Origin of the sequence: Rhodopila globiformis (assembly GCF_002937115.1) — a bacterium.
Taxonomy (GTDB): Bacteria; Pseudomonadota; Alphaproteobacteria; order Acetobacterales; family Acetobacteraceae; genus Rhodopila; species Rhodopila globiformis.
Map to the genome: position 1 here is coordinate 69,838 of NZ_NHRY01000236.1, position 11,580 is coordinate 81,417.

9 protein-coding genes and 1 pseudogene are annotated in these 11,580 nt (G+C 65.9%); 3 read left to right on the forward strand and 7 right to left on the reverse strand.

Features of this window, described 5'->3' with window-relative positions; translation table 11 throughout:
* The first annotated feature begins 16 nt into the window (after window positions 1-16).
* Window positions 17-856: a sulfotransferase domain-containing protein gene (locus tag CCS01_RS23565; RefSeq protein WP_158258564.1), complete on the forward strand. Its 840-nt coding sequence runs from the start codon at window positions 17-19 to the stop codon at window positions 854-856.
* A gap of 103 nt (window positions 857-959) precedes the next feature.
* Here CCS01_RS23565 and CCS01_RS23570 read toward each other — a convergent pair whose 3' ends face one another.
* From CCS01_RS23570 to CCS01_RS23590, 5 genes are all read right to left on the reverse strand, one after another.
* Complete coding sequence (locus CCS01_RS23570; RefSeq protein WP_104521207.1) at window positions 960-2,705, reverse strand: hypothetical protein; 1,746 nt, start codon at window positions 2,703-2,705, stop codon at window positions 960-962.
* A 447-nt stretch (window positions 2,706-3,152) separates the two neighbouring features.
* Complete coding sequence (locus CCS01_RS23575; RefSeq protein ID WP_104521208.1) at window positions 3,153-3,794, reverse strand: phosphorylase family protein; 642 nt, start codon at window positions 3,792-3,794, stop codon at window positions 3,153-3,155.
* A gap of 5 nt (window positions 3,795-3,799) precedes the next feature.
* Window positions 3,800-5,725: a squalene--hopene cyclase gene (gene shc, locus CCS01_RS23580; protein ID WP_104521209.1), complete on the reverse strand. Its 1,926-nt coding sequence runs from the start codon at window positions 5,723-5,725 to the stop codon at window positions 3,800-3,802.
* Between the two features lie 13 nt (window positions 5,726-5,738).
* Entirely contained in the window at window positions 5,739-7,016 is a 1,278-nt protein-coding gene (hpnE, locus tag CCS01_RS23585) for a hydroxysqualene dehydroxylase HpnE (protein WP_104521210.1), read from the reverse strand.
* A gap of 280 nt (window positions 7,017-7,296) precedes the next feature.
* Window positions 7,297-7,719: a DUF1489 family protein gene (locus CCS01_RS23590; RefSeq protein WP_104521211.1), complete on the reverse strand. Its 423-nt coding sequence runs from the start codon at window positions 7,717-7,719 to the stop codon at window positions 7,297-7,299.
* 149 nt (window positions 7,720-7,868) lie between these two features.
* On the opposite strand from CCS01_RS23590, the gene CCS01_RS23595 reads away from it, so the two are divergent.
* Both CCS01_RS23595 and CCS01_RS23600 read left to right on the forward strand, forming a co-directional pair.
* Window positions 7,869-8,873, forward strand: a complete 1,005-nt coding sequence (locus CCS01_RS23595) for an extracellular catalytic domain type 1 short-chain-length polyhydroxyalkanoate depolymerase (protein ID WP_239992366.1) — start codon at window positions 7,869-7,871, stop codon at window positions 8,871-8,873.
* 190 nt (window positions 8,874-9,063) lie between these two features.
* Complete coding sequence (locus CCS01_RS23600) at window positions 9,064-9,696, forward strand: DUF4286 family protein (protein WP_104521212.1); 633 nt, start codon at window positions 9,064-9,066, stop codon at window positions 9,694-9,696.
* Between the two features lie 460 nt (window positions 9,697-10,156).
* Here the strand turns inward: CCS01_RS23600 and CCS01_RS23605 are convergent.
* Window positions 10,157-10,813 (reverse strand): annotated as a pseudogene (locus tag CCS01_RS23605) (IS4 family transposase); the annotation flags it as partial.
* Between the two features lie 560 nt (window positions 10,814-11,373).
* On the reverse strand, window positions 11,374-11,580 hold a 207-nt coding region (locus CCS01_RS23610; RefSeq protein ID WP_158258565.1), incomplete at its 5' end, for an ATP-binding protein.

Consider the following 11,580-nt stretch of genomic DNA (forward strand, 5'->3'; position numbering starts at 1 on the left):
TTCCAGGGTTGTGAGCATGGGGCAATTGATTTGGATCGCGTCGTATCCGAAATCCGGCAACACCTGGGTACGCGCGTTCCTGCACAACTACATCCGCAACGCCGATGCGCCGTGCGACATCAACCGCCTGACGGATCTGACGGCGGCGGATGTCAACGCCGAGCGATACGCGCGGTACGACCAGCGGCCGGCGTCGCAGTTTTCGGTGCCGGATGTGCAGCGCATGCGCCCGCTGGTGCATCGCGACCTGACCACGCTGGATTCGACGCTGGTTTTCGTGAAGACGCACAACGCCCGGCTGGCGGTCGCGGGCGTGCCGCTGATCACGCCGGCGGTGACGGCGGGAGCGATCTGCATCGTCCGCGATCCGCGGGACATCGTGGTGTCCTACAGCCGCCACATGGGCCTCTCGATCGACGACACGATCGCCTTCATGGCGCATCCCCAGGCCGCGACCGGCCGCTCGGACGAGCGGGTGTTCGAGTTCCTGAGCAGTTGGTCCGCCCATGTCCAGTCCTGGACGAGCCAGCCGGACCCGAACGTGCTGGTGGTGCGCTATGAGGCGATGGCCAGCGACCCGGAAGCGGCGTTCGGTGCCCAGATCCGCTGGCTCGGCCAGGAGCCGCCGGCCAATCGGCTGAGCCGGGCGATTGCGTTCAGTTCGTTCGAGGTAATGAGCGCGCAGGAACAGGCGAACGGCTTCAGGGAGCGTCCCGCCAACGCCACCGGCCCGTTCTTCGGCACCGGGCAAGCCGGCCATTGGCGCGCGGTGCTCAGCCCGGCGCAGCAGGCGCGGATCGAGCGTGACCATGGGCCGATGATGCAGCGGTTCGGGTATCTGGGCCGAGCGGCCTGAGGTGGGTAAGCCGACGCTCCGGTTGTTAAGCCAGAGCGTCGGCTCAGAGGACATCGGGATCTAACGCTATGCCCGCCCATGGATGAGCGCGATTGCTCGAAAATCAAGCCACCAGTTTGAGGTGCTTGGCACGAGTGGCAACCTGAAATCCTGTGACCGCATTTGCTTCGTTTAGCTCGACACGAATTTCCGCATCTGCAGGCGCTGCTTCAGCATCCTTAGCGCGCATGTAGGCAATAAGTACAGCCTCGCCGGTTTTACCGGCAATGGTCTGCCGACCAAGGTCGATGCAGTGCCCGTCCGATCGCCACCGACGTCCTTGATTGCGGGCCTTGGTGTATTTTGCGAGGACACGGAGGCTTGGGTTGCGACCAAGACGGCTTGCCAGTTCACCCTTAATGACTGCCTCTCGGGCTTGAGGGTCCAATCCAGCCACCAGATGCTCCACCCACAAAATGTCACTCTGTTCGATAAAGCGGAAACCCTGCCTCTCGCAGAACGCTCGCGCTTCTGCCGCCGTCTTGAATAGGGTCGCATCACCTATCGGATCGCCGACGAACTGCTTGTGACGTTCAGACATGAGCAGAACCATCCCACCGCTAAGATACTTCTCCAATGTCTCCGACAGAGGAATGAGGTCCGACCGATGTGCCACTGGTTTCTGCAGCTCGGCGAGCATATCGCGCTGAACTTGGGCATACTCCTTCAATGCGGTATAATCACTTTCTGGCATCCAGAGGTGGCGAGGTTTGCCACCAGGGTAGCGCCCACTCAAGCGCATCTGTTGCTGTAGGGCTGGAAGGACGAGCTTTGCCGATGGGCGCATGAAATGGTCCGTTGCGTGACGTCCGTCTCCTAGCCGTGCTCCATCGTCGAATACATTTGATGAGGCACAGCGAATGCCGCGATCAAGCTTCTTGCCGCCGATAACGAAGATAAACTGCTTGCCGGCGCGGTGCGCATCCGAGATTAGGTCTGCGACGGACCTACGATTCTGTCCAAGGCCGGTGGTGTTATTTACTTCGATAACCTCGCACTCTCGGGCGAGAGTCGCATGGCTCCGCCTGATGTATTCCTCAAGCTCACGTTTGATCGCGTTATGATGCGCCGTATGCTTGTGGACGTTAATCAGTGCCACCGGCTTGTCCGAGCGGCACAATACGGCGTCCACAAATAATGGAAGATCGTCATCTTTGCTAAAATCATACTTGCCAGCAATCGGGCGGATTGGGCGGTGCACGAAATCCGCTAAACCTTGGTAATCCGGGTGTTCCATAGGGGCAACATAGATTGCCTCGGGCGGTGGCGCTTTACCCTGCTTGATAGCGGCAAGCATATTAGTGCAAATTGTCGCGCTTACTTTCAACACGGCATGCGAGTCGCGGACCAACCGGTCCAATGTGGATTCGATCTGCTTGATATTGGCGAGCAACTTCCGCCGCTCTCGTTCGGTTGGCGCAGCCTCGGCGAGCAGTGCCAAATCATCCAGAAACAAGTCTGCCTCGTCCTGAATAAGGACAATTTTGCCAGCGACATGCGCCACATACTCTTCGGGCTTATCGCGCTGGAACCGATCCAGCTTCTCAGTGAAGTCCCTCGCCCGCCTTACCTGCATAATGTCGAATATCAGCGAACGGGTGACGAACGTACCGCACGTCACCTCTTGATACAGGAGAGGGCTTCCGCGCATTGGGTCAAGACCGAGATCAAGGCCATGGTCGCCAAATTCGGCGGACCTCGCTTCGCGGACTGCATCAGCGTGACCTTGTTCACGCAGCCGGAGATCAGGCTGTGTTACGATAATCGGGGTATATCCCGCCGTGCGGGCCATTGCCGCCGCTACGAGCATGTTGCGTGTTTTGCCGTACTGAACCGGACCCGTAGGCGTACCCGGTCCCCCCATTGCGCAAGAGTGCTTGGAAGAAGCGTGCAAAATCACCAGCCATCTAGATCTCCAAAGAAACTAGGCCGCCGATGTGGGTATATTTCTCCCATGTATCAAGAGGCTTTGGACAGATCAAGAGCCGGTTTTAGCCATTTCCTCCTATAATGCAGGCCACTCTGCGCGCCCAATAGGTCAACCGGAGCACCCCGGCCGCCCTAAAAAGCTGTAGCCATCCAATGATTAAAACATTGCCCACATTAAAGCGCGTTTTACACGAAAAATGATCTTGAAGCGACGCATCCGGCACCGACCACCGACTTCGCTACAACCTACGCATGTGGCGTGGAAGTCGCGGCTAAGGCCATCTCCTGTCGCAGCGCACTATCATAAGGGCCGCGCTACCAGCCAGCGCTATCCGATGGCGGCCGGCAACCGGACGACCCGCACCAACGACCGGCGTGCCCGCGCCGCATCGCCCCCCAGCGTCAGCAACGCCGCGATCTGCCCTGGCCGCCGCAGCACCGACCCCAGCACCGCCAGCAGCCCAATGGCCCCATGCCGGTCCAGCGCGATCAGCGCCGCCGGCGGCAAGTCACGCTCCGCCGGGTCGCAAACCGCCCGCACCACGGCGAACGGCAGTCCGTGCGACGCCGCCACCCGTGCCACCGCGCCGCTTTCCAGGTCGATCGCCTGCGCCCCGGTCGCCGCGAACAGGTCCCGCTTGGCCACCGCGTCCGCCGCCACCGTCTCGCCGGCCAGCATGGCATGCCCGGTGAACCCGCCGAACCGGGCGGCCAGCGCCGCATCGGCCGCAAACACCTCGCCACTGCACAGCACCGTCTCCGGCACCACCACCATCCCCGGCCGCAGCGCCGGGTCCAATCCCCCGGCCAGGCCGAAGCTGATCAGCGCCGTCGCGCCCTCCTGCACCAGCCGCGACGCCGCCTCGGCCGCGCCGACCGGCATGCCGCCACCGGCCCGCACGGGAAAACCGAACCGCGCTGCAATCCGCGCCTCGGCGGCAAGGCCGACGACGAAGCCGGGCCGCGCCACGGCGCTCAGAAGCCGTACTCGACCCGCTGCGCGTTCCCCCGCCGCAGCTTGCGGTAGCGGGCCAGCGCCAGCAGCGGGAAATACAGGCGGTAGCCGTGGTAGCGCAGGTAGAACACCCGGGGAAAGCCGACCGCGGTGTAGGGAAGCTCGGTCCATTCGCCGTCGGACTTCTGGGTGGCGGCCAGGTAGGCGATGCCGCGGGCCGTCGCCGGATGGTTCGTCGCCCCCGCCGCCATCAGCCCGAGCACCGCCCAAGCGGTCTGGCTCGCGGTGCTCTCCTTGTAGCGGCCGTGCGGGGCGTCGCCGTAGCTTTCCTCGTCCTCGCCCCAGCCGCCGTCCGCGCGCTGCACCGAGGCCAGCCAATCGACCGCCCGCGTCATCATCGGGTTATCCGGCGGTATGCCAACGGCGTTCAGCGCGCACAGCACCGACCACGTGCCGTAGATGTAGTTGGTGCCCCAGCGGCCATACCAACTGCCGTCCGGCTCCTGCTCCCGCTGCAGGAACTCCAGCGCACGCTCCATCACCGGGTCATACACCGGCATGCCGATCTGGGCGAGGAAGGAGACGCAGCGGGCGCTGACATCCGCCGTCGGCGGGTCCAGTAGCGCGCCATGATCGGCGAACGGAATGTGGTTCAGGTGGAGGTGGATGTTCTCCGGCTCGAACGCGCCCCAGCCGCCATCGGACGACTGCATGCCGATGATCCATTCGCGGGCGCGCTCGATCGCCTCGGCATAGGCCGGGTCGCCGTTGCGGTGCAGCAGCATGCCGACGACGGCGGTGTCGTCCACGTCGGGGTAGTATGGATTCTGATACTGGAACGCCCAGCCGCCCGGCCTCAGCCCCGGACGCCGCACCGCCCAGTCGCCGACGACGTCGGTGATCTGCAGCGGGCGCAGCCAGACGCAGGCGTCATCCGTCGGCAGCCCGGCCTCGGCCAGGGCGTGCCCGGCGAGGCTGGTGTCCCACACCGGCGACAGGCAGGGCTGGCACCAGGCGCGGTCCTCCTCCATCACCAGCAGCCGGCGCACCGCCTGCCAGGCGGTCACGGCGTCCGGGTGGTCAGCCGGATACCCCAGCGTGTCGAACATCATCACGGTGTTCGCCATGGCGGGATAGATGCCGCCCAGCCCGTCCTCGCCGTTCAGCCGCTCGGTGACGAACGCCACCGCCTTCTCGGTCGCGCTCTCCCGGCCAGCGTGCGGGAACAGCGGTTCCACGTGGCGCAGCACGCCGTCAAGGCTCTTGAACAAACGCCCCCAGTAGGAGCGGAACGGGCCGCGGATCCAGTCCGTCACCTGCTCCGGCGGCGTGCAAAACAGTTCCTGGACGTCCACGCCGCGCGGGTTCCGCGCCTGCGGGCGGCGGGCCATCAGCACCAGCAGCGGCACGATGACGGTGCGCGACCAGTACGAGACCTTGGACAGGTGGAACGGGAACCACAGCGGCAGATGCATGATCTCCAGCGGCATCACCGGCACGGCCCGCCACGGCACCTGTCCGAACAGGGCCAGCTGGATGCGCGTAAAGACATTTGTCGTCTCCGCGCCGCCGGCCGCCAGGATCGCCTCCCGCGCCCGGCGCATATGCGGCGCCTCGGGATCGTCGCCGATGCACTTCAGCGCGAAGTACGCCTTCACGCTGGCCGAGATGTTGAACGCCCCGTCATGAAACAGCGGCCAGCCGCCATGCGCGCCCTGGCAGGCGCGCAGATACACGCCGATGCGGTCCTGCAGCGGCCGGTCGATGCGGTCGAGGAAGTGCTCCAGCAGCACATACTCGGCCGGGATCGTGGTGTCGGCTTCCAGTTCGAAGACGAAGTGTCCGTCAGGCTTGCGGTGGCGCAGCAGCGCCTCCGACGCCCGCTGGACCGAATCATCCAGGGCGTGCTCGTCGAGCACCAGCCCGGTCGTCGCGTCGAGAGCCATTGTATCCTTGAACTCAGGCTGAGAGAATCACGTTCGCGGCGGAACGACCTGACTTTATTGCCCCCTCGATGGTGGCGGGCAACCCGGTTGCGGTCCAATCCCCCGCGAGCGCCATGTTTCGGGCCATTTCTGTCTTTGCCTGTGGCCGCCGTGCATCCTGTATGGCGGTCGCGGCGAAGGTCGCCCGGCGCTCCTTGACCACGCGATACGCCGGCGGCTCGTCCTTCAGCACCGAATCCAGCCCCAGCGCATCCACGACATTCGGCCAGACCGCCAGCGCGATCGACCGGGCAGGCTCGTCCACCATGCTGTTCGCCGCGCTGATGGTGACGGAGACATGCCCGGGCTTGAGGAACACCCACTCCGCCGTGCCGCCGATCAGGCCGATGAAGCCGGCTTCCGCCAGTGGCCCCCGCGGCGCCCCCTGGGGCGCAGCGTCATGCCGGAAATGGATGTTCAGGATAGATTCGAACCGATCCGGCGCGATCAGTCCGGGCAGCAGGTCGGTGGCGACCCATGGCGGCACCGCCAGCACCACGCTGTCCGCCGGCCCGAGCGGGATCGTGGCGTCCGGCCCGCGCAGGGCGGTCACGCGGCCGTCCTCGATCGTCAGGCCGGCGACGCGGTGGTTGAAGCGGATCCCGGCGCCGCGTGCCTGCAGCGTGGCGACGGCCGGGTCGACCAGCGCCTCGGACAGCCCTTCCTTCGGCAGCATCGGGCGACAGGCGGCGCCGCCGCGCATCAGCGTCTCGCGCAGCACCACCCCCAGCAGACGCGCCAAGCCGTGCTGCGTCGAGGTGTTCAGCGCCGCCACCGCCAGCGGCTCGACCAGCCGCCAGAACAGGCGGCCGCGCCGCATGCTGTCGGCTACCGTGGTGTCGTCGCGGATGCGGGCGATCCGCGCCATGCGCCAGTAGTCGGTCAGCCGCGTGTCCGGCACCCGCCCGCCGGGCCGCAGCATCCACCACGGGATCCGGCTATTGTTCAGCCGCAGCACCCAGCGCTCGCGCGTCTTCAGGTCGAGGAACGGAAACACCGCCCGATCCGGGATGGCGAACCGGTCGATCGCATTGATTTCGGCGATGTAGGCGCCGGCGACACGGTTGCCCGACAGCAGCAGATGGTTGCCGTTGTCGATCCTGAGCCCCAGTTCCTTGTCCAGATACGACCGGCACCGCCCGCCCGCGACCGGCCCGGCCTCATGCAGCACGACCGCGCGGCCCGCCGCCGTCAGCGACAGCGCAGCCGCGAGGCCGGCCAGTCCGGCGCCGATGACATGGGTTGCGCTCATCGTTGCCACTTCTGCACGACCGACGGAATCGCCGCAACCAACCAGCCGCTGCGCGGCCCCGGCACAAGGCCAGGAACAGGCGAATCCAGGTTCGGCTCGGCTCTCAAAGCAGTCCTCCAGCCCGCCCGCGGGCACCACGATGGATGAAAATGGGCGAGGCCCGTTGCCCCATCGTCATCGCCGGGCGTGTCCCGGCCATCTGCGCTGCAACGGTGGGGGGGGGATGGCCGGGACACGCCCGGCCATGACGATGGGACGATGATCCTACGGAACCATATCTTCATAACAGGCATAAGGCGCGCAACTCCAGGCGGAGCGCGGCCGGCAGGCTGTCGAGACCCCGCACCGCGCCCGGCTCCGGCAGATCGGGTGGGGCGGCCTCGGGTTCAAGGTAGCGCCATCCCTGGAACGGCCTGGTCGGCCGGCCGATCAGCGGCACCAGGGCCGGGTCCAGGATGAGGCCGGTGCAGGCGGTGGCGTCCTCGTACTGGTCCTCGATGATGTCCAGGATACGTTGGCGCGCCAGCATCGAGCCGGTGATCACCCAGTAAATCGAGCCCCCGTTCAGCACCTCGGCCCGGCGGCGCGGGTGGTTGCGCGTGCGGTGCCGCAGCGGCGGGTTGTCGCGGCTGCGCACGGCCTGCAGTTCCCGCAGGTGCTCGACGTCGCGCACGCCGACGGCCAGCTTGGTCAGATGCAACATGGTTGGAGCGACTCGTCTGCCTGGGGATCTGTCATATCATCGTACGGGAAGATAGGAGAGGCATCACCGGGTTGGAACCGGCGGCGTGGTTGACCCCCCTCGCGCCGGGCCGCATATGCGTCAGGTACCAGTGAAAGGCCGGCCGAGGCATGGATTGGTCCCGTCATCTCCATACGACCGGCCGCGCCCTCCGGTCCGCGAAGGATTTCATCAAGGCGCGGATGGGTTCGGCGGTGGCGAGTCTGCTCGGTTCGACGACCGCGCCCGAGACCGGCCAGCTGCTGACCGTTGCCGCGTTCGGCGACAATCCCGGTCGGCTGCGCATGCGCTTGTATCTGCCCCCCGTCGTCCCCGGCCGCCCGCTGGTGGTGCTGCTGCACGGCTGCGGCCAGGACGCCGCGACCTTCGCCGCCGCCAGCGGCTGGATGGAGATGGCGGACCGCCTCGGCTTCCCGCTGGTCCTGCCGGAGCAGGTGGATGCCAACAACCGCGCCGGCTGCTTCCAGTGGTTCCGCCCTGGCGACAGCGCGCGCGATTGCGGCGAGGCGGCGTCGATCGCCGCGATGACCCGGGCGGCGATGCAGCGGTGCGACAGCGATCCCGGGCGGGTCTTCGTGCTGGGACTGTCGGCTGGCGGGGCGATGACGGTGGCGCTGCTGGCCGCCTATCCCGACCTGTTCGCCGCCGGCGCCAGCGTCGCCGGACTGCCGGTGGGCACGGCCCGCTCGGCGCTGCAGGCGCTGACCCGCATGGCGGCGGCCGGCCCGCAGCGCAGCCCCGGGCACCTGGCAACGCAGGTCCGCGCCGCCGCGCCCGCGGGCTTCGCCGGCCCCTGGCCGCGCCTGTCCATCTGGCAGGGGCTGGCCGACAGGACGGTGGCGCCGACCAATGCGACGCTGCTGGCGCGGCAATGGTGCGCGCTGCACGAGCTGGCCGAGGCATCAGCGCTGCAGCAGGTGCAGAACGGCGTGCAGCACCGGACCTGGACGCATCCGGGCGGACGGGCGGTGCGGCCGCCAGTGGAGATGTGGTCGCTGCCGCGCCTGGCGCACGCCTATCCGGTCGACGTGCCCAGGGCCGAGCCGGTCCGCTTCGTCGCCCAGGCGGCGGTGGATGCGACCGCCGGCATCGCCCGGTTCTTCGGGCTGGACTGATGCCGCGCCGGGGCGCCTACTGGCGCTCCGGGGACACGCCCGACCATGACGGGAAGGAAACGGACCGCGCTTGTTTTCTGCCGGCGCCGCCGGCTGGCGAACTCCGTGGCGATCACCGGCACGGTGCCGGACGCCCGCCTGTTCATACCTGAAGAAGCCTGAACCGGATCGCAACCTGATGGAGGAAACAATGGCCAAGGGCCTGCTGCTGGTTGCCTTCGACTTCACCAACGCCCACGAGGACGAGTTCCACGACTGGTACGACCTGGAGCACATCCCGGAACGCCAGCGCATCCCCGGCTTCGGCCTGTGCGAGCGCTGGATCAGCGCCGCCAACCCGAAGCAGGCGATCGCGAGCTACGACCTCGCCGGCCTGCCGGTGCTGGCCAGCGCGCCATACCTGGCGATTGCGCACGAGAACCTGTCGCCCTGGTCGAAACGGGTGGCGCCGATGTGCACGCGGCTGCTGCGCTTCGAGGGGGAGCAGACCCTGCCCGGCGACGCCGACAGCCCGTCCGGCGCCGGCGGCCTGCTGGTGAACGCGATGAACGTCACGCCCGAGCGCGAAGCCGAATTCAACGAGTGGTACGACCATGAGCACATCCCGTCCCTGGCCGCGGTGCCGGACGTGCTGTCGGCGCGGCGGTTCAGGGATGCGAAGGGGACGCACCGCTATCTGGCGCTGTACCATCTACAGTCGCCGGAGGTGCCGGCCGGGGCGGCGTGGAAGGCGGCCGCATCGTCGGAATGGACCGAGCGGCTGCGGCCGCACTTCCGGGACCATGTGCGGATCCTGGCGCGGCGGTACATGCGCGGGGGGTGATGGCAACGATGCTGTCAGGAGCGCATGGATGCCGGCGGCCGGTTGTCCCTGTCCGTCGTCTCCGTTCATAAGATCGAAGCGGGCCCCGATAAACCGGCGGCACCGTTGATGGTTGCGACTATTTTGCTGATTGGTGTTTTGGATGGGTCAGGTCGAGCTTTGCGCGCTCGCCGCCAAAGAAACGCGCGTTCATACGCCGCAGGAAAAACGGGTCAATGGGATCAGCCCGTGATGACAGTACAGTGTCATAATGGCACACCGGGCGGAAGGCAGTCTTACCGCCTTTCCCACCCCAGTGCATCACCTTGGTCGCGTCAAATGTATTCAGACAATGGAAGCAACCACACGCCCCGCCAGAAGCGATTAGCTGCCGATTGCCATCGAACGGGCGTGGGCTGCATTCAGCATTGGCTCGTCTATGTTCACCATACGGTTATTATATCTCCCCACTGCTGTCCGGTCAATCTGTGAATAGATTCAATTGGTTATTTTCCATAGCGGCATCGAAACCGTAGGCGCCAGGCAAAAACGCAGATTGAATCGGTAGCTTTTCGAATACTGACACCGAAACCACCTGCAACATTGTGTAGAGCGAGGCCTCCAGGTTCAGCCGTTTGCGCACAATGGCCACGAGCACGTAGACCGATACGGCGATCCAGATCTGCGTCTTCACGGCGTTTTCCGAGGTGCCATAGAAGCGCTTGATCCGCAGGTGCTGCTTGATCCACTTGAAGAATAGATCAACTTGCCAACGAGCCTTGTAGAGGTCGCATACGGTCGCCGCCGGCAAGCTCGTCTGGTTGGTCAGAAACACCAGTGTCTTGCCCGTTTCCGGATCCTTGAAGCGGATACGGCGGAGGCGGATGGGACACTCGTGCCGGGTGCGGGCGCCATCCAGCGCGATCGTCTGGTCGGCGATAATCCCCGCGTCCCGATCGGCCGGTGCCGAGTACACCCGGTGCGCCCGGAGGTTGGACTTGGCACGCGTGACGAAGAACGCACCGGCCTGGTGCAACGCATGGAGCCGGGCAAAATCGACATAGGCGCGGTCCATGACATAGATCGCACCAGCCTCCGGCACCAGCCTGTCGAGCACCTGGCTGTGTTCATGAATTTTGGCCCACTTGTGCTGACGAATTCTGGCCCACCCTCCGGGGTTTGACCGGCTGAGCCGGGCCGAGGCCCGGCTCAGCCGGTCAGCGTCAGATCTCTGTCCTTTCCATCATGATTTGCCTGCCGTGCCTTTCGCGTCAGGGCCGCTCAGCGCTGCCTCGCCTGTTTTTCGTCACTGACGGATATTGCCCGCGGCTTGGCAGTGGTGCTGGTCTGTCACTGACAGGCTGAATTCCGTCAGATGACAATAAATGGCGAGGCAGCCAGGTGATCCCGCCAGGGCCGGACGTGCAGATGCCGGGTGTGGCAGCGGAGGCCGCTGTCCATGCCGTTCCGTTACTGCGTAACGGGGCGGCCTGCTGCCATGGACTGGTGATACGGTGTGCCATGCCATCAGCACTCGTGCGCCGGCCGGACACTGGCCCACGCTGACAGCGCCATATTCCGTCAGATGACAATAATGCCCGCGATTGCTGCGGTGCCTGGCCCATCAAGCCGGCGCCCGACCAGCCGTTCCGGACCGCCCTCTGCGCCGTGGATCGCGTCATGTCCCTGTCCTTCCCATCAGGTTTTGCTCGCCTTGCGCTGGGCCGTTGTGCGACGGAACCGGTAGGACTCGGTCCCGGTGGTGATGATGTGGGCCTGGTCGGTCAGCCGATCGATCAGCGCCTTGCACAGCCGCGGATTGGGGATCACCTGCGACCACTCGGAGAACGGCAGGTTGGTGGTCACGATCACCGCTGCCTTCTCGGCCCGGTCGGCGATCACCTG